Annotated in this window: 15 protein-coding genes; 6 read left to right on the top strand and 9 right to left on the bottom strand. The window is 56.1% G+C overall.

The features are described from left to right. Positions 1 to 235: 235 nt before the first annotated feature. From JJL52_RS19735 to JJL52_RS19765, 7 genes are all read right to left on the bottom strand, one after another. Positions 236 to 1,891, bottom strand: a complete 1,656-nt coding sequence (locus JJL52_RS19735; protein ID WP_202054235.1) for an OprO/OprP family phosphate-selective porin — start codon at positions 1,889 to 1,891, stop codon at positions 236 to 238. 385 nt (positions 1,892 to 2,276) lie between these two features. Then, complete coding sequence (locus JJL52_RS19740) at positions 2,277 to 3,536, bottom strand: coiled-coil domain-containing protein (RefSeq protein WP_202054236.1); 1,260 nt, start codon at positions 3,534 to 3,536, stop codon at positions 2,277 to 2,279. Beyond that, positions 3,526 to 4,818, bottom strand: a complete 1,293-nt coding sequence (locus JJL52_RS19745) for a hypothetical protein (RefSeq protein WP_202054237.1) — start codon at positions 4,816 to 4,818, stop codon at positions 3,526 to 3,528. The genes JJL52_RS19740 and JJL52_RS19745 overlap by 11 nt, the downstream gene beginning before the upstream one ends. A 260-nt stretch (positions 4,819 to 5,078) precedes the next feature. Next, positions 5,079 to 5,378 carry a SemiSWEET family sugar transporter gene (locus JJL52_RS19750; protein WP_202054263.1) on the bottom strand — a complete coding sequence of 100 codons (300 nt, stop codon included), beginning with the start codon at positions 5,376 to 5,378 and terminating at the stop codon, positions 5,079 to 5,081. 69 nt (positions 5,379 to 5,447) lie between these two features. Next, a complete protein-coding gene (gltA, locus tag JJL52_RS19755) occupies positions 5,448 to 6,752 on the bottom strand; it encodes a citrate synthase (RefSeq protein WP_202054238.1) in 1,305 nt (434 codons plus the stop codon). A 59-nt stretch (positions 6,753 to 6,811) separates the two neighbouring features. Continuing rightward, positions 6,812 to 7,462: a bifunctional 4-hydroxy-2-oxoglutarate aldolase/2-dehydro-3-deoxy-phosphogluconate aldolase gene (locus tag JJL52_RS19760; protein ID WP_202054239.1), complete on the bottom strand. Its 651-nt coding sequence runs from the start codon at positions 7,460 to 7,462 to the stop codon at positions 6,812 to 6,814. A 269-nt stretch (positions 7,463 to 7,731) separates the two neighbouring features. Continuing rightward, positions 7,732 to 9,048, bottom strand: a complete 1,317-nt coding sequence (locus JJL52_RS19765) for an MFS transporter (RefSeq protein WP_202054240.1) — start codon at positions 9,046 to 9,048, stop codon at positions 7,732 to 7,734. 153 nt (positions 9,049 to 9,201) lie between these two features. Between JJL52_RS19765 and JJL52_RS19770 the strand changes: the two genes are divergently transcribed. From JJL52_RS19770 to JJL52_RS19780, 3 genes are read left to right on the top strand one after another with little or no spacing between them, the layout of a single operon-like run. Further along, positions 9,202 to 10,854: an ExeA family protein gene (locus JJL52_RS19770; RefSeq protein WP_202054241.1), complete on the top strand. Its 1,653-nt coding sequence runs from the start codon at positions 9,202 to 9,204 to the stop codon at positions 10,852 to 10,854. Positions 10,855 to 10,857: 3 nt separating this feature from the next. Further along, a complete protein-coding gene (locus JJL52_RS19775) occupies positions 10,858 to 11,724 on the top strand; it encodes a general secretion pathway protein GspB (RefSeq protein WP_202054242.1) in 867 nt (288 codons plus the stop codon). Positions 11,725 to 11,767: 43 nt separating this feature from the next. Then, positions 11,768 to 11,926 carry a hypothetical protein gene (locus JJL52_RS19780; RefSeq protein WP_202054243.1) on the top strand — a complete coding sequence of 53 codons (159 nt, stop codon included), beginning with the start codon at positions 11,768 to 11,770 and terminating at the stop codon, positions 11,924 to 11,926. A 47-nt stretch (positions 11,927 to 11,973) separates the two neighbouring features. On the opposite strand, the gene JJL52_RS19785 is transcribed toward JJL52_RS19780, so the two are convergent. Further along, the gene (locus JJL52_RS19785; RefSeq protein WP_202054244.1) at positions 11,974 to 13,167 is read right to left on the bottom strand and encodes a cytochrome-c peroxidase; all 1,194 of its coding nucleotides are present in this window, start codon (positions 13,165 to 13,167) and stop codon (positions 11,974 to 11,976) included. A gap of 48 nt (positions 13,168 to 13,215) precedes the next feature. Next, the gene (locus JJL52_RS19790) at positions 13,216 to 14,661 is read right to left on the bottom strand and encodes a hypothetical protein (protein WP_236994386.1); all 1,446 of its coding nucleotides are present in this window, start codon (positions 14,659 to 14,661) and stop codon (positions 13,216 to 13,218) included. A gap of 510 nt (positions 14,662 to 15,171) precedes the next feature. Here JJL52_RS19790 and JJL52_RS19795 point away from each other — a divergent pair. From JJL52_RS19795 to gnd, 3 genes are all read left to right on the top strand, one after another. Continuing rightward, on the top strand, positions 15,172 to 15,726 hold the full coding sequence (locus JJL52_RS19795) for an FMN-binding protein (protein WP_236994387.1): 555 nt from the start codon (positions 15,172 to 15,174) through the stop codon (positions 15,724 to 15,726). A 2-nt stretch (positions 15,727 to 15,728) separates the two neighbouring features. Continuing rightward, on the top strand, positions 15,729 to 16,232 hold the full coding sequence (locus JJL52_RS19800) for an Aq_1264-related membrane protein (RefSeq protein WP_202054246.1): 504 nt from the start codon (positions 15,729 to 15,731) through the stop codon (positions 16,230 to 16,232). A gap of 85 nt (positions 16,233 to 16,317) precedes the next feature. Then, complete coding sequence (gene gnd / locus JJL52_RS19805; protein WP_202054247.1) at positions 16,318 to 17,763, top strand: decarboxylating NADP(+)-dependent phosphogluconate dehydrogenase; 1,446 nt, start codon at positions 16,318 to 16,320, stop codon at positions 17,761 to 17,763. Positions 17,764 to 17,873: the final 110 nt, after the last annotated feature.

Raw genomic sequence — 17,873 nt, forward strand, 5'->3', positions numbered from 1 at the left:
GACCTCCTGCTGTGCAGTTTCCACCGGCCTTCGTCTTTCTACCGGCTTAAAAGCTTCCGAAATCAGCCCTTATTACGCCCCGCCTCTGCCGGGCGAGTCGGTTTTGGGAATCAATTACCGCCGGTAGGTAGGAGACATTTGCGCATAAAAAAGCCGCCCTGCAGGATGATTACAGGGCGGCTTTCAATAGCGGCTCTTGGAAGGCTAAAAAACCTATCCTGCCGAACTGCGACTGTTACCAGTCGACTTGAACGCGGGTTTCAAGAATATCCAGATCGGCATTATTAAATGCCCGACTTGTAGCATTTGCAGTAGTGCCGCCTGGAACGGTAGTGACGGTACCCGTATCGATATCCAAGGCATGAACGTAATTCGCCATTACGCGGAGATGCGAATTAGGATACCAGTTGATACCGAACTTGGCTGTTGATGCGCGTCCGCCATTGATGATGCCGGAGTTCAAGTCCATATAATCGTAACCGGCCGCAAGCTCCCATGCACCCCAGCCGCCGTGCATGTCAAAGTTGTGGTTCGGCTTGATCCGATCCCAGGCGCCGGTTTTTGCCTTATAGTTGCGCGATTCGCCGGTCAGGAAGTAGGTCATATAGCCGTAGTAACCTTCCAGCGATTCGTCTCTACTGTAGCCTTGCCCGTGAATATTGGCTTGTATATATTCGCCTTGCACCGAGAATGGGCCATAAACCAGCGCGGTTTCGGCGCCCCACCGGTGGAGGTAATCGGCTTGAATCGCAGCTGCCGACTTAATATTGCCGGAGGTCAAATTACCCGTATTCAATATAGAGGTACGGTCTACGTTGGCGCCTATGCCGTTGGCGAAAATGACGCCCCCATTGTTGAAGGAGCCATCACCTTTGTAATTATTGTTAAAGGTAATGTACGATCCCGATGCACCCACATGCAAGAATTTGGTTTTGCTTTCCATCCACGGCAAGCCCGTCACGCGAGCATTGAGTTCCCAACTGGTATCACCACCGCCGCCATTCCGATTGACGCCGCCGTTGGTATTGACGGCGCTGCCTGTGCTACCGGTAAGCGAGTTGCTTCCGTAAGCGTTGTTGTAACCGCCGACGCCTTCCGTTTGCAGCGAGGTGCCAACTTGCCAGCGTTCGGCCGCGTAGTTCGCGCCGAAGCCCACCTTATAAGTATTCAGGTTGTCCACGAGGGTATTGACGGCCATGTTCCGCTCGATGAACGTCGTATAGCGGTTGCTGGTCGCTTCTTCCATGCTGAACGGTTCTTTAAAGGCACCGAACTTGACCGAGAAAGGCTTGGAAAAATTATAGCGAATGAATGCGTCGGTAATACCGCCCGCGTTCAAGCCGTTGCCGCGCGTAAAATCGTATTCGAATTTATAGTCGGTATTTTTGAAAAAAGTCCCTTCGACGCCCAGACGCGCCCGGCGGAGTGTTGTGCCATCGTTTAATTCCGATGGAACGCCTGTCGGGGTTACAAAATCTACAGGCAATTTCTGATTAACATTGGCCTGTGAGTCGACCTGCATGCGCCCGTTAATTCCGGCTGTGAAATTGCCGTCTTTGGTCGCAAAATGTATCCCGTCGCTCAGTTTGACATGCACTGACTCAGGTCCAGAAGCTTCCTGGGCATGTTCTTCAAGCGCCTTGATTTGATTGTCTTTTAATGCCATTTCTTCCCGAATCGCGGCAATCTCTGCAGCATTCTTTTGCTCGGCGGTTTTCGCGGGTGCATCCTCGACCCTTTCAAAGGAGCCCATTAGCTGCCGGTTCGGGCCGGGCTCGGCATAAATTTGCTTGGTTTTAACGTCGACGTAGAGATCGATTGCAAAGGCGGAAGATGTGGCCCCGGCGCCGAGAACGGTCGCAACAGCCAAGGTCAGTTTGGATAAGGTCATGGTTGCTCACAGTGATGATTAAAACTGCGGCAAGGATAGAGAATAAAAATGACGGAGAAATGACAGAAATGTTACGGTTTGATGACAGCGCAACAAATCAGTGGAATAGCAGCGAATTTGCAACAACGAGGGAAAATCGCTGTACAAGCTTTTAATAAAGACGGCCTCAAACAGGCGCCATCCTATTGAGAAAATGAAAAATTTTCAATACCGATCGCGCACGGATAGCCAGCCGAAAGAAGGTCGGCAATATGGGGAGAGTAATGGCCGATTGATAATTCGCGCCGGAAAGAAGCCAATCCGTACGGCAGGTTTTACGGCGCGTTTTTACCGGATTTTCTCTATGATGGAATAAAAAGGTATGAAAAGATTGAAGAGGTAACGATTACTGTGCCTGCGATTGCGACAACCGGTTCGCTGCCTCGATGTCGCTCTCGGCTTCCTTGATCGCCCGCGACAGTTCGGCGCGCTGTTTGTCCAGCACCAGCCATTCGATTTGCCGGTGCAGGTAGGCGTCCTTGTTTTTGGTGACTTCGACGCGCAGTTCCAGTTCCTTGATTTCGGCCTGCAGCTGCATTTCCTTGAGGCGGGTCTGGTGCTCGATGCGTTCGGCTTCGAGTTGTTCTTCGTATTTCTGCTGCTCCTGCTGCAGCACTTCCTGCGCCTTGTAGCCGACTTGCAGCTCCCGTTCTTTCAGGATCGCTTCGTGTTCAAGCCTTTTTGCATGCAGCTGCTGCTCCAGCTCTTGCCGGCGGGCTTGCTGTTCGAGTTCGAACTGCAGGGCGGCGGCCTGCTCGATGCTTTGCAGGTGCTTTTCGTGCTTGACCTTTTCTTCGTGCAGCTTCGCTTCGATCGTAAACTGATCGGCGTTCTGTTTTTCCTGCGCAGCCAGCAGCTGGCGCTGGTTCTCCCGCTCGATCGCCAGTTTCTCCTGCTCTAACGCATGCAGCTGGTTCAGGTGTTCGAGGCGTTCCTTTTCCAGCACCTGTTCCTGACGAGTCCGCTCGCGCGCCCGCTTCTCGCGGAATTCGAAATTTTTCTCCAGGATGCTGAGGTAAACCGCCTCCTGGGTAAAACGGCCGTCGAGGCCGGGGCTGTCTTCCAGGTCGGCAAACGACGGGGTGAGCGCACAGACTGTGCGGCATTTGATGTATTTGACGGTCAGCGCCTCGTTGATCGCTTTTTCGATCTGCTTTTCGGTGGCGAAAAGGCCCGATTCGATCCATCTGCCGTCGCGAAGGTTCCTGAGCTCGGCATCGACGGTTGTCCGGATCAGTCCTTCATAGCCGGATTTGATATGCGCGTTGATGTCGGAGAGGGTCTCGAGGTTGCGCTCGGCATAGCTGAAAGTGGCCTGGAAATGGATCGTCAATTGCGCTTTGAGCGTGCAGAGTCCTCCGTAAAGAGGCGTGGAAACGCTGATCGGCCATTCGGCGACCGGTAAAGGATAGACGCGGTGGTAAAAGCGCGGAAAGAATTTCGCGGGATATTCGAACAGCCGGTAATACGGTCCCAGTTTGGAAAGCACGACGCGGCTCTCCCCGTCGAAGCCCGGATCCCAGACCTCGGTTTCGAGGGCGTCGGAAAACGTTTGCGGCGGCAGGCTGGTCAGCCAGGCGTCGAGCAGCGCTTGTTTATTCGTCATCGGCCACCTCCAAGGCGGCCGGAACGGCCGGGCTGGAAGCGCTGATTGCCTGCTGCGCTTTCAGGGCGCGGATTTGCGCGCTCATCCGTTCTGCGATCAGGGGATAAAGATTCGGGGCAAATTCAACCGACTTCGAATCGATTTTGCGCAGGAAGCCGCGGCTCAATAAGAAGCCGACCGCGAACATCCGCGGCCAGTCCGAATAACGCCGGGCTTTTTCGATTTCGGATTTTTCGATCACCATCTCGAGCTCGTCGTTTTCGTTGATCCTGAATTCGGTAAACTGGCGCAGGCATTCGAAGACCAGTTCCTGTTCGCGCTCGCTCAAGGGGCCCGGTGCGGTGAACTCCAGTCGGTAGGATAAAAACACCGTGAAAAAATCGGCCATGGACGCGCAGAGGAAGGCGAAGAGCGAAAAGTCCTTCCACATCGCGAACGACGGCGTAATGCCCTGCACGATTTCCGTATAAGTCATCAAAATCGGCATGTCCGGTGTAATGACGCCGCTGCTGGTCGCCATCTGGTTGAATTTGATCGAAACTTCCTGCAGGCTGGAAACGATTTTACGGTAGCGTGCTTCCGCATCGGGTGAACTCATGTTCCATTCGTTCAGCCCGTTTTGGAGTACGCGGATGTCCTGATTCAGTTTCTCGAATTCTTGTACAACCTGCGCCGATTCCTTCTTTTTGGTTTCGAACACCTCGCGCTGGTAGCGGAAAAATGGTCCCTGGCCGACCATGTTTTTTTGCGCCGCCGGGGCGTCCGGGTGAGTACCGTAATAGGCCTGGGTGACACTCTCGGAAGCCTTGTCGAGCTCGGCCTGCTGCTGTTTCAGGATTTTGGTTTTGGTGTCGGCGACGCTTTTCAGATAGGCGTTCACATCGGTACGGATTTTGTTCAACCGGTCGATTTGAATGTTTTCCTTCTGGGAAATCTCGTAGAACTTGAAATACGAGAAGGTAATCGAAGCGGAAACCGCTACCAGCAACGAAGCCAGTACGCTGAAAAAGCGCAGTCTATTCGCTTTCCAGTGCATGCCGGCGATTTCCAGCGAGCTGATCACGATGATCGACTGGATCGCGATCGTGATGATCAGCGCAATCCAGGAAACGATAAAATGCGATAAGCCGAAAAAAGTGGTGAAACCGGTCGCCATACTCAGCATCAGCACGATCGGAATCGTCCATACTCTGAGGCCGGCAACGAACAGGGTCTGTATGCTGTTGATGATGCCGCCGATCCCGCCGGAGTTGTGTTCTTTTCTGATTCTATTGATGTCCATCGTTGCCAGATTGGGGGGAAGTATCGCGCTTGAATCCCCGGAAATTAAAGAGAAACCGCAATTTGGGAATGAGGCGCAGTCTATTTGATTTATAAGGAAAATGCAATCAGCGGCGCGCGGCCGGCGCATTCGGTTTTCAGGAAACTGCCTGACTGTGCGGGGCCGGATAGCGACGACCTGTCGCTATGGATTTTGATCCCGTTTCATGGTGAAAAAAACATCGGCCGGGCTTCCGTTACTCATCTTCGAAAAAACCGGCGCTATTCGGCGGCTTCCGCCGTATGGCTTTGCTCCCTGCCGGTTAGCCGGTTGTAAATTTTGACGTAAAGAATCGAGGCGGATAACAGTAGCGTGACCGAATTTGCCGCGATGATCGCGGTATTGTGCAGAAAAATGCCGTAGATCAGCCAAAGCGACACGCCCAGCGTAAAGATTGCGTACATCGACAGCGACAGCGAGGCAGTATCGCGGGTTTTAAGGGTCAGGAGTGCCTGCGGCAGAAACGAGGCGGTAGTCAGCAGTGCGGCCAGGTAGCCGATCAGTTCAGGAAAGGCCTGCATGATTTTCATCAAAACGTTCGAAAAAGACCTGCCAAATTTTTAAAAACCTGTGGCAGGTCTGTAATTAGCTTAAACGGTCCTGCCGTGCCGCGCGGGTACATCGCGGCGGGTTGCTCCTGTATAGAGCTGCCGCGGCCGGCCGATCTTTTGCTCGGGATCCGCAATCATCTCGTCCCAGTGCGAAATCCAGCCGACGGTTCGGCCCATCGCAAAGATCGCGGTAAACATCTTGCTTGGTATGCCGAGCGCGTGCAGCACGATGCCCGAATAGAAATCGACGTTCGGATACAGCTTTTTCTCGATGAAATACTCGTCTTCGAGCGCGATCCGTTCCAGCTCGAGCGCCAGCTTGAACAAAGGATCGTCCTGCAGCCCCAGTTCGCCTAAAACTTCGTAGCAGGTTTCGCGCATCAGTTTGGCGCGCGGATCGTGGTTTTTGTAGACGCGGTGGCCGAAGCCCATCAACCTGAACGGGTCGTTTTTGTCTTTCGCCTTGTCGATGTAAAGGCCGATCCGGGAAACATCGCCGATTTCTTCCAGCATGTGCAGTACGGCTTCGTTCGCGCCGCCGTGTGCGGCACCCCACAGGCAGGCGATGCCGGCGGTGATGCAGGCGAACGGATTCGCTCCGCTGGAGCCGGCCAGCCGCACGGTCGAGGTCGAGGCGTTTTGCTCATGGTCGGCGTGCAGGATCAGGATCCGGTCGAGCGCCTTGACCAGTACCGGATTCGGCACATATTCGTCGCACGGCGTCGCCAGCATCATGCGCATGAAGTTTTCGACATAGCTGAGCTTGTTTTGCGGATACATGAAGGGCGATCCGGTGCTGTATTTATGGCACATCGCGACGATCGTCGGCACCTTGGCCAAGAGGCGGATCGCACTGATTTGGCGATCGCTTGGCGAACGGATGTCCAGCGCGTCGTGATAGAAAGCGGATAAAGCGCCGACCACGCCGACCATGATCGCCATCGGATGCGCGTCGCGGCGGAAGCCTTTGAAAAAATTGGTCAGCTGATCATGCACCATCGTGTGCATGGTAATGTTGTGCTCGAATTCTTTTAGCTGCTCGAAGTTCGGCAATTCGCCCTGCAGCAGCAGGTAGCAGACTTCCAGGAACGAGCATTGCATGGCCAGTTGCTCGATCGGATAGCCCCGGTACAGCAATACGCCGGCCTCGCCGTCGATATAAGTGATCGAGGATCTGCAGCTGGCGGTCGAGGTAAAGCCGGGGTCGTAGGTGAACATGCCGGTCTGCTTGTACAGCGACTGGACATCCAGCACGCCGGGGCCCATCGTGCCGGACAACACGGGCAGCGTACACAGTGGTTCGGATTCGGGAGTGGATAGGACGATAGTGCTGGATTTGCTCATGATGTCAATCTCGGTTGGGACGCCGTTGCGGCGTGTTTTAATGTCGATTGCGGAATCAATTAATCGGGATTGGCGTTGACGATGGCCTGTCTCGCGAGCTCGGTGACTTTGGACCAGTCTTTCGCATTCAGCGCGTCCTGGGGAGCGAGCCAGGAACCGCCTACGCAGGCTACGTTAGGGAGTTTGAGGTAAGCCAGATAGTTATCGGGCGAGATGCCGCCGGTCGGGCAGAAGGTCGCCTGCGGAAAAGGGCCTGCAATCGACTTCAGCATCGGAATACCGCCGGCCGCTTCGGCCGGGAAAAATTTGAAGTGGTCCAGGCCGAATTCCATGCCCAGCATCAGCTCCGACAGGGTCGCAATTCCGGGAATCAGGGCAATGCCGCCAGTCACCGCCGCGTCCAGCAGGGAAGGGGTGATGCCGGGGCTGATTGCGAAGACCGCGCCCGCGTCGGTCGCGGCCTGTAATTGCGCCGGGTTCGCTATCGTGCCGGCGCCGACGATGGCGCCTTCGACTTCCCGGCTGATGCGTCGGATCGCGTCGAGCGCGACCGGCGTACGCAAAGTGATTTCCAGCACGCGAATGCCGCCTTCGACCAGGGCTTTTGCTAAAGGCACCGCGTCGTCGAGATTTTTGATGACCATCACCGGCATCACGGGGCCGGCGCTTAATACCTCGTTAGGCTGAATTTTCCAGTGCTGATTTGCCATGTGTTTCGTACGAATTTGGGTAATTAAAGTCGGTCATCCTTGACGCCAAGTATTCAAGTATTATGGAACGCCCGAAGCAAGGCGCCAGGCGATTGATTTTCGGCGAGAAAAAGGCGATTCCGCAGCTTCAAGCACAGGCTTCGGAGTTGGAAAGCCGACGATTCTCTATCGAAATAATGAATTTAAAGTTCATAACATTGTATCGGGCGGGAAACAAATGTCAAAACGGAAAGATAGGCCCATGAATTCAAAGCAATAATATCGATTGGCTATCGATTCGAAAGTAATTTTTCATTTGACCTGAGTAAGGGCGTTTTTTCTTCCGGCTTTACCGCCACAAAAATCAGCAGGACGCCCGACGCCATCGTCGCCGCCAACAGCGGCAGTGCCAGCTTGAAGTCGCCGGTCGCGGTTTTCAGCCAGGCGATCACATAGGGGCCTGCAAAGCCGCCCAAGTTGCCGATCGAATTGATCAGCGCCAGGCCCGACGCTTTGGCCGGCCCCTCCTTCAGAAGCGTATGCGGGAGCGTCCAGAACGGCGCCAGGGTGCTCCAGACGCCTGCCGCCGCGATCGCGATCGCGGCGATCGCCCAGACCGGCGATGCGAGGTAGGGGCTCAGCGCGAACGCGGCGGCCGCCACCCAAGCGCAGATCACAATGTGCCAGCGCCGTTCCCGGGTCTTGTCCGAATGCGCGCCGACGATCACCATCGCGATCACCGCCGCGAGATAGGGCAGGCCGGTCAACAAGGCTGTGCGCACGTTGTCGAGTCCTGCCCAGTTCTTGATCAGCTGCGGCAGCCAGAGGCTGATGCTGTAATAATTGATCACCACCGCGAAATAGATCAGCGCCAGAAGCCAGACTTTCGGATGGCGCAGGGCTTGTTTTAGATCGGCGGCATGATGGGGCGGGGCCGTTTCGCGTTCGGCGGCCAACGTTCTTTCGAGCCAGGCTTTCTCTTCGCCATTCAGCCAGCCGGCTTCGGCCGGACGGTTGGTCAGCCAGAAATACAGCACAAAGCCGAACAGTACCGAAGGCGCGCCTTCGGCCAGGAACAGCCATTGCCAGCCTTGAAGCCCGAACGCGCCGTCGATGCCGAGCAGCAGCCCGGCCAGCGGCGCGCCGAGCACGCCGGAGGCCGCGGTCGCGGTGATCAGCAGCGCGCCGTACTTGGCTCTGACCGGGGCCGGAAACCAGTAGCTGAAATACAGAATCATGCCCGGAAACGAGCCGGCCTCTGCAAGGCCGAGCAGAAAGCGCAATATATAGAAGCCCTGCGGCGTTTCGATAAACACCATCGCGCAACAAATCAGTCCCCAGGTAACCATGATTCGGGTCAGCCAGAGTTTCGCGCCGACTTTTTCCAGAATCAGGTTGCTCGGAATCTCGAACAGCATGTAACCGACGAAAAAGATGCCCGCGCCAAAGCCGTACACCGTGTCGCTGAACTGCAGCGCATCTTTCATCTGCAGCTGGGCGAAGCCGACGCACATGCGGTCGAGATAGGCCAGGATATAGATGATGTAGAGCGGAGGGAGCAGGCGCCAGGCCAGTTTGCGGTACAGTTGGTTTTCGTTGATCGGCATGGTGTGAATGGGTCGAGAGGCTGTGTGCCGGAGGGCTGCCAGATTATATAGGGAAAATGCCGCTCTCGCCGAAGAAGGGAGCATTTTTTCATCTTTTGACGGGTATAGGTTAAAATCGGGGTTCATCCTAATCTGTATTACCCGATTCCCGCTATGTACGAGCAGTATTTTCATTTTGCGGAATTACCGTTTTCGATAGCGCCCGATCCCCATTTCATTTACATGAGCCGCCGCCATCAGGAAGGTCTGGCGCACCTTTTATACGGGATTACCGTCGGCGGCGGTTTCGTCGCATTGACCGGCGAAGTCGGCACCGGCAAGACGACCCTGTGCCATTGCCTGCTCGGCGAATTGCCGGACACTATCGACATCGCGTTGATCCTGAATCCCAAGCTGAATGCGATCGAGCTCCTGGCGGCGATTTGTGACGAGTTGGGGGTGGCCTACGATAAAGGGCGGCAGACGCTGAAACAATTGGTCGATGCATTGAACCATTACCTGCTGGAGGCGCACGCGATCGGCCGGCGCACCGTGTTGCTGATCGACGAAGCGCAAAATCTGAGCATGGAAGTACTCGAACAAGTCCGCCTGCTGACCAATCTGGAAACCAGCAAGACCAAGCTGCTGCAAATCATTCTGGTCGGCCAGCCCGAATTGAAACAGATGCTGCGGCGGCAGGAGCTCAGGCAGCTCAATCAGCGCATCACTGCACGCTATCATTTGCAGCCGTTGTCGTACACCGAAACCCGGGACTATATCCGGCACCGGTTGCGGGTTTGCGGCGGCGATCCCGATCTGTTCAAGGAGCGGGCGATCCGGAAAATATACAAGTTGTCCGGCGGCATTCCGCGCGTGATCAATATTTTGTGCGACCGTGCTTTGCTTGGCGCTTATGCGGAAAACGCCGCGCATGTAACGCCGGGCATGGTCAAAAACGCCGCGCAGGAAGCCCTGGCGCCGGCCGAACCGAAGTGGCCGGCATGGGGTCTCGCCCTGCTGGGGATGCTGGCGCTCGGTGGGGTGGCGGCCGGCCGTTATTATCTGTTTCCTGACCTGGATGCGGCGTTCCGGCACCGGTTTTTGGGGCGCCAATCCGAAACGGCGGAAGCAACGTCCGGTCCGACCGCTCCTAAATCCGTATCGACGGCTCCGGCTCTTGCCCCGAAAACCGAACCGCTGCCTCCGAGGCCTGTTTCGTTTGCCGAATGGGTGACCGATATTCGCTTGACGCTGCCGCTGGGCTTTGCGAACGCACTGAGCGCGCTCGGAAAAACGGCTTCGCCCGGCGGCACGACCGATTGCGAGGCGGTTAAGTCCTTCGGCGTGTTATGCCAGCTCGGCAAGGCCAGCTGGAAAGAGCTGCTGGCGATGAATCGGCCGGTCATTCTGGAGTTCGTGCTGCCGACCGACGAAAAGCGCTACGCGCTGCTGACCGGCCTCAAGCAAGGAAACCCGGTATTGCTCGGAAGCGACCGGCATGACTTTTCGCTGGCCGAGGTGCTGAGTTATTGGAACGGCTACTATTTATTGCTATGGACATCGACAATCGCCGATGCGCGAACGATTTTCCCCGAAGAGCGGTCAGAGAGAATTGTCTGGCTTCGGCAACAGATGGCGCTGTTCGACGGCTTGAATCCAACCGTAGCGGCGCCCCAGCTATTCGATCAGGATTTGAAGAATCGAGTCCTCAAATTTCAGCACCGGCACCATTTGACCGAAGACGGTGTGGTGGGAGTCCAAACCCTGTTTTATCTCGACAATCTGACCGAGGCGCCGAACACGCCTCATCTGACCTTAACCGATTAACTCATGTCTTATATTCTCAATGCCCTACGCAAATCGGAGCAGGAGCGGCAGGCCAACCGGCCGGAAACCCTGACCGAACAAGTGTTGACGCCGCCGGCGCCGAAAAGCCGGAAAATCGCGATAGTGATCGGCGCTCTGCTGGCTGTCAATCTGCTGGCCCTGCTGCTGTTGGTCTGGTATTTGAAAAAAACGGACGATACGCCGGCGGCGGCAAGGCAAGCCGACGCCCGGACGTTACAGCAAAAAGCAGCGCGGAAGCCTCAGCCGGGTGCGGTAAAACCGGCTAACACCGATGCGCCTTCCGAAAAAGCGCCGGCCGCAGCGGCACCGGTTCCCGAAGTGATTAACCCTTCGGCGCCAACCGCCGCAGCGCCTGCCGTAAAATCGCCTTCAATCGAAGAACTAGCCGCGGCAAGCCGGGCCGCAGAGGTGAAAGGGCCGAAACAGGCAATGCCCGACAAACCCGAGCGCGGCGCTCAAACCGTCCCCTCGCCAGCCGCAACCGGCGCACGGGAGCTGGCCCGGAAGGAAAGACAGACAAGACGGGCTCAGCCGGTGCCCGCGGCCGAAAGCCCGAGCGATTCCGAAAGCGATGCCGGGAAAGGAAAGAGCGATGCCTCACCGGCGGCGGGCCGGCAGGACATTCCTTTATTCAAGGATTTGCCTTACAACTTCCGCAGCTCCGTGCCGAAGATGGCCATCAACGTTTTCATGTACACTGACAACCCCGCAGACCGTTTTGTCATACTGAACATGACGAAATACAAGGCCGGCCAGACCACCAAGGATGCGATCGAGATCAGGGAAATCCGTCCCGACGGGGTCATCGCGAGTTACGGCGGCAAAGTTTTTCGCATTGAGCGCCCTTGATGTGCCGGGGGAAAGGACTCAGGCGTTCACCCGGAGTTCGGAAATGCTGCTCAGATCTTCCGAAGGCGCGTATAGAGAAAGCGATCCTTACGGCTCGACTCTCTATGCGGCCTATCCTCGATTTCCGGCAGTTGCAGATTTTGCAAACAGCATTGCGGTTGCCCGCTTGCGCTTTAGAGGCTTGAATTGCGCGCTGGCCTAATCTAAAAGGCCTCACCGTGCCTCTGGCACTGGCTTTCGGCCATTTTTTCACGGGGCTTTAAATTGCCAGGGCGATTCGCTTTTATAGCCGTCGGTCAGCGTTTTCAAAAAAGCCACCAGATCGTCGATTTCGCGCGGCGTGAGGCGCAGCGATCCCAATTCCCCGTGATTGACGTTGGCGAGTACCTCCGCCGCCGGCCAGCATTTCTGTGCGCGTGCCCTGGCTTCGGTCGTCAGCGGATTGCGGCAGCGCGGCTTGAGGTCGCGAGTGCTGTAAAACTCCACGACTCCGCGCAGGGTTTTGAAATAGCCGTTGTGCGTATACGGCGCGGTAACGGCGACATTGCGCAAGGTGGATACCTTGATCTTGCCGTCTTCCAACGGAGCATCCAGAATGCCCCCCAAGCCCAGATCCACGAAATAGGCGCCGTCGGGATTGAATTGGGGATCCAGGCCGTAGAACGGATTTTCCGGATTCTTGGGTACGCCGATATTGTCGTAGCTGTGATCGGTAAACAGCGGCGGCGTGCCGTTCACCGGCCGATTGGGATGGCAGGCCGCGCAATTGCCCTTGTTGCCGGCTTCGAAAACCGCCAGTCCGCGTCTTTCCTGTGCGGTAAACGCGGCTCTGCCGAACAGAAAATAATCGTATTTCGAACTGAAGCGGTTCAATACCGGGCTGCGCTCGAAGGCGGCGATCGCATCCGCAATGCGGTCGTAGGCGGCCCCGCTATCGTTCAGCGCGCCGGCGCCGTATACGGCATCGAACATCGCCGCATAGTCCGCGTTGCGGACTTTGTCGACCACGGTTCCGGGATCGGGATTGGCCATCTCGATGGGATTGAGGAAAGGCGCCTTGGCCTGGTCGGCCAGCGTCGAAGCGCGGCCGTCGAGAAACTGGCCGCCGAAATACAGACCTTCCCCGCGGTCGAAATGAAAGGCCGGCGCATAGGCCGAATACATTGCCGTCGGCGTATTGCGGTTGCCGAGCAGGCCGGCGATGACGCCTTTGGATGTGGGTCTGGATTTATCGGCATCGGTAAAGGCTGCCGCGGGATTGTGGCAGGTGCCGCAAGCCTGACCGGGCGGTTCGGAGAGATTGGTGTCGAAGAACAATTGCTGGCCCAGTTGCTGCTTCGGGGTCAGATTCTGGCTGCCGGGCAGTACGGGTACTGCAGCTCCGGCCGGTGCGACGGCTAATCCCCCGGCAACGGCGATGATGGCATAGAACTTTAATTTCATCGGAAAACCTGCGGTAAAGGCCGCCCGGCATGCCGGGCGGCGAAAATATCAGTAAATGAAGCCAACGCCGAGGTTGAATTCGTCGCCGAACGGCACACCGAGCGGAACGAGTTTCCGATCCTGAATGTTGCGGTAATCCGCCTTGATGACCACATTGTCGATCGGCTTATAACTCAGACCGGCTTGATAAATCCAGCGGTCCAGGCCGGTGCTCTGATCGAACGGCATGCCGGTCACCGGGTCTGTGGCCACGGAGGCCAGCGTGTTGTAACGCTCGACACGGAAGAAAGGCGCCAGGTATTGGTTGCTGTCTTTCCAGAGGAACGGCATGATGTCGTGGGCCGCTTCGACATACCAGCCGTAATTTTCCTTGCCGACCGGGCCGCCCGCGCCCAGCAGAGGATTGAGGAATTCGGTGTTGTCGATCTGGCCCCAGGCGCCCAACGCGCGCAGTTCCAGTCCTCGGTATTTATATTGGATATGGCCTTCGTAAAGCTGGGTGAAAACGTCGACGCTATTGCCGTCAAAATTCACCGCGTCCTTTTGGCCGCTGTTGCCGAGGAATGCCGAGGCGCCCACCATCAGGCCGGGCGCGAAGTAGGGCGAGTAATCCAGGCGCCCGGTAAAGGCGAAATCCTCTGCCTTGCCGTTGCTGCCGCCCTGGCGCCCTTCCATGATGCCGATATTGCTGAATTCTTCAGCATTCAGCCCATTCATCGCATACATGCGGTATTGCAGGCCGGGCAGGATCTCGCCGAAGAGGCCGGCTCCCATTTCCCGCCAAGTCGAAGGAATGATGTAGCGTTCCACGTCCGGCCGATGGTTGCCGTGGAAGGTGGTGGGTTCGTGCATTTCGTTGATGAAGCCCATCGGCACCAGCATCAGGCCGGCTCGGATGTTGTATTTGGGATCGAGCAGAAAATCGAGCTGGGAGAATTCCACCGAGACTTCGCCTTTTTCTTCGCCGCCTTCGCCGGTCGAGGCATGTTCGAATTCGATCTCGTTGTTCAGAATGATCCAGTCGTTGAACTTGTAGCCGAGATAAATGACTGCGCGTTCCAGATCGGTGGTGTCCTTGTTGGTAATACTGTCGCCGCGCGGATTGGCATAATTGGTGTACATCGCCTCGCCGTAACCGCCGATGGCTAGGCCGCGGTTGACCCGGTAGACGTTGGAGGCGGCGGGGCCCAAGCCGTATTGGCTTTTGTATTCGCGCGACTCCGGTATGAAGAGCTGGGTCTTGAGTTTTTCCACTTCGCCGGCGAGCACGTCGGTTTTGCGCTCCAGCGCGCCCTTGCCGGCGGCGCCGGCAGGCACTGCCGCCGGTGCGGCGGTGGCCTGTTGAAGCGCTTTGCTTTGCGCCTGCTGCGTTTCCTTCAGCACGCTGATTTCCTGCTGCAGCGCTTCGTTTTGGGAAGATTTGGTTTTCAGGGCTTCGATTTCCTTCTGCTGCTGCTGGATAATCTTCCACATTTCTTCCATCGTAGCCGGCATTGGCTGAGCCGCCTGAACGTTTCCGGCGAGAGCCGAGCTAATTGATATGGCTAGGCAATATGAGGTCTTTCGGTTGAATGATTTCATTACTTTCCCTTCATCGCTTTGAAATAAATATAAAAAAAGTATATTGTTTTAGTAATACAATTGCAAACCATTATCATTATTGTGGAATTTTATACACGTAATCCATAGGGAAATTTAGCTACACATTTGGTTCGTGATTTGCGCAGAGAAGTGGAATATTGCCGAGATCTAGGCCCGATTTCGAAGGCTCAGAGCATTTGCGGCAGGAAACGAAAAAATCCGATGAGCCGTTTATCGTGAGATACAACACATCGGGGCCTTCTGAAAATGTCGGACGAATACGGCCTCGAATTCAAAACCATTTTCCGCCCGGCGATTATCCCGGCTTGGTGTATGATATGAACTCGGTATCCAATACTCCGCAGGAATTTCGGCGGTTCATTCAAAATGAATTCAGCCTCATCCAATATGAGGAAGCAAATCTTGAAGCTATATTTTTGGCTTAACGCCACCCTGCTGGCGGCGCTGCTTTTGGCGGCCGCCATACCCCCGGCTCAGGCCGGGGTTTTCTATAGTAAAGAAGAGGCGATGGAACTGGCCTTCGGCAAAGGCAAAACGGTCGATCTGCTGTCACTGTTTCCCGACGAGCAGCAGCTTGCGAAAATTGAGGTCTTGGCCAAGGCCAAGCTGGAGTCGCCGATGTTTACGTTCTATGTCGGCAAGGAACAGGGCAAGGTTCTCGGTTACGCCGCGATCGAGTCGGTCACGGTCAGAACCCAGCCGGAAACGCTGATGATCGTGTTGACGCCCGAAGGCGAGCTGCGCAACGTCTATACACTCGCCTTTCACGAACCGCCCGAATACATGCCTCCGGAACGCTGGTTCGAGCAGTTGTACAAACGCCCGCTCGCCGAGATGGATTTCAGCAAGGGCGTGGACGGTATCAGCGGTGCCACCTTGAGTACCCGGGCGGGCCTCGGCAGCATTCGCAAGGTCATGGCGGTGTATCAGGTGATGATCAAAGAGCAGAAACCATAGCCATGCGTTATTTCGTAACCGGCGAACAGTACCGGAAATCTTTGATGAACGCTCTGGTGCTGATGTTTTTAGGCTACATCGTGCTGCTGTGGATCAGCAACGGCCTGATGTATTTTCACCGGATGGATCTGACAGCCGAATCGGTAAGGCTCTATTACCTGGGCGACGAAGCGCAATTCAAGCCGCCGCGCAGCTATGAAGGGATGCTCGAAGTTTCGCATTTTCATCTGTTCTCGATGGGCATGCTGGTCGTGACCCTGACTCACCTGATGCTGATGACCGATTTTTCGGTACGGCTCAAAATTTGGATCAGCAGCCTGACCTATGTTTCCGCGGTTGCGGATGAAGCGGGCGGTTGGCTGGTCCGTTTCGTGCACCCGCAATTCGCTTATTTTAAGATCGGCGCCTTTGTGCTGCTGGAGCTTTCGCTGGCGGCGCTGTTGGCCGTCGTGATTTTCGCCATGATACAAGCCAGAATCAGGATGCGTCACGCCAACTCGGGTTAAATGCCCGTATCCCGTGCTTTTCTATCAGCCCTTCTTTCCGGCGTGATAAAATCCGATCGAACCCAACTTTCCTGGAGAACAACTGATGAAAGCGAATATAGGATTGATCGGCCTTGCGGTCATGGGCCAGAACTTGGTCCTGAATATGAACGACCACGGTTTTAAGGTCGCAGTCTATAACCGCACGACCCGCACGGTCGACGAGTTTCTCGAAGGCCCTGCGCAGGGCACTCAGGTGATCGGCACCCGTTCGCTCGAAGATCTGGTCGATAGCCTCGAAACGCCCCGTATCGTAATGCTGATGGTGAAGGCCGGCGAGGTGGTCGACCAATACATCGAAAAATTGATTCCGCTGCTCTCGCCCGGCGACATCATTGTCGACGGCGGCAATTCGCTATTTACCGATACCGACCGCCGTACCCGCTATCTGGCGGAGAAAGGGCTCAACTTCATCGGTACCGGCGTGTCGGGCGGCGAGGAAGGCGCCCGGAACGGGCCTTCGATCATGCCCGGCGGCAATCAGGCGGCATGGCCTGCGGTCAAGCCGATCTTCCAGGCGATCAGCGCGAAAGTGGGCGACGAGCCCTGCTGCGAATGGGTGGGCGAGAATGGGGCAGGGCACTATGTCAAAATGGTCCACAACGGCATCGAATACGGCGATATGCAGTTGATCTGCGAAGCCTATCAGATGCTTTCCGAAGGACTTGGTCTCTCCGCGGACGAGATGCATCAAATTTTTGCCGAATGGAACCGGGGCGAACTCAGCTCGTATCTGATCGAAATTACTGCCAATATTCTGGCCTATAAGGACGACGACGGCCAGCCGCTGCTCGACAAGATATTGGATACCGCCGGCCAGAAAGGCACCGGCAAATGGACCGGGATCAATGCGCTCGATCTCGGGATTCCGCTGACGCTGATCGGCGAATCGGTGTTTGCACGCTGCTTGTCTGCGCAAAAAGACGAGCGGGTTCGGGCAGCGAAGATTTTGCCGAAACAGCCGGGGCAATTTACAGGCGACAAACCGGCGATGATCGATGCGATTCGCGATGCGCTGTACGCGGCCAAAATTATTTCCTATGCACAGGGTTTCCGACTGATGCGGGAGGCTTCGAAGGAGTACAAACTGTCGCTGAACTATGGTGAAATCGCGTTGATGTGGCGGGGCGGATGCATCATCCGCAGCCAGTTCCTGAACGATATCAAGCAAGCCTTCGACCAAAATCCGGAACTCGAAAACCTGCTGCTCGACGACTTTTTCGTCGCCGCGATGAAAAAGGCCGAGGCCGGCTGGCGCAAGGCGGTGATTCTGGGCATCGAACTCGGCATTCCGACGCCGGCATTCTCGTCCGCCCTGGCTTATTTCGACGGCTACCGCACCGAGCGTCTGCCGGCCAATCTGCTCCAGGCGCAGCGCGATTATTTCGGCGCGCATACCTATGAACGGCTCGACCGGCCGCGAGGCGAGTTCTTCCATACCGACTGGACCGGCCAGGGCGGCAAGGTAGCGTCGACGACATACAACGCCTAGTCCGTCACCGTATACCGTATACAAAGATGTAGGATGGGTAGAGGCGTCAGCCGAAACCCATCGCAGCCTTAATGATGGGTTTCGCTTCCGCTTTACCCATCCTAACCTTC

Origin of the sequence: Candidatus Methylomicrobium oryzae (assembly GCF_016745425.1) — a bacterium.
GTDB lineage: Bacteria > Pseudomonadota > Gammaproteobacteria > Methylococcales > Methylomonadaceae > Methylomicrobium > Methylomicrobium oryzae.

What these genes read in the sequence shown, in the direction of transcription:
- JJL52_RS19745 (WP_202054237.1), bottom strand. Translation starts at nt 4,818, where the DNA reads ATGGACATCAATAGAATCAGAAAAGAACACAACTCCGGCGGGATCGGC.
- JJL52_RS19770 (WP_202054241.1), top strand. Translation starts at nt 9,202, where the DNA reads ATGTACGAGCAGTATTTTCATTTTGCGGAATTACCGTTTTCGATAGCG.
- JJL52_RS19775 (WP_202054242.1), top strand. Translation starts at nt 10,858, where the DNA reads ATGTCTTATATTCTCAATGCCCTACGCAAATCGGAGCAGGAGCGGCAG.
- JJL52_RS19780 (WP_202054243.1), top strand. Translation starts at nt 11,768, where the DNA reads ATGCTGCTCAGATCTTCCGAAGGCGCGTATAGAGAAAGCGATCCTTAC.
- JJL52_RS19760 (WP_202054239.1), bottom strand. Translation starts at nt 7,462, where the DNA reads ATGGCAAATCAGCACTGGAAAATTCAGCCTAACGAGGTATTAAGCGCC.
- gnd (WP_202054247.1), top strand. Translation starts at nt 16,318, where the DNA reads ATGAAAGCGAATATAGGATTGATCGGCCTTGCGGTCATGGGCCAGAAC.
- JJL52_RS19790 (WP_236994386.1), bottom strand. Translation starts at nt 14,661, where the DNA reads ATGCCGGCTACGATGGAAGAAATGTGGAAGATTATCCAGCAGCAGCAG.
- JJL52_RS19740 (WP_202054236.1), bottom strand. Translation starts at nt 3,536, where the DNA reads ATGACGAATAAACAAGCGCTGCTCGACGCCTGGCTGACCAGCCTGCCG.
- JJL52_RS19735 (WP_202054235.1), bottom strand. Translation starts at nt 1,891, where the DNA reads ATGACCTTATCCAAACTGACCTTGGCTGTTGCGACCGTTCTCGGCGCC.
- JJL52_RS19765 (WP_202054240.1), bottom strand. Translation starts at nt 9,048, where the DNA reads ATGCCGATCAACGAAAACCAACTGTACCGCAAACTGGCCTGGCGCCTG.
- JJL52_RS19785 (WP_202054244.1), bottom strand. Translation starts at nt 13,167, where the DNA reads ATGAAATTAAAGTTCTATGCCATCATCGCCGTTGCCGGGGGATTAGCC.
- JJL52_RS19750 (WP_202054263.1), bottom strand. Translation starts at nt 5,378, where the DNA reads ATGCAGGCCTTTCCTGAACTGATCGGCTACCTGGCCGCACTGCTGACT.
- gltA (WP_202054238.1), bottom strand. Translation starts at nt 6,752, where the DNA reads ATGAGCAAATCCAGCACTATCGTCCTATCCACTCCCGAATCCGAACCA.
- JJL52_RS19800 (WP_202054246.1), top strand. Translation starts at nt 15,729, where the DNA reads ATGCGTTATTTCGTAACCGGCGAACAGTACCGGAAATCTTTGATGAAC.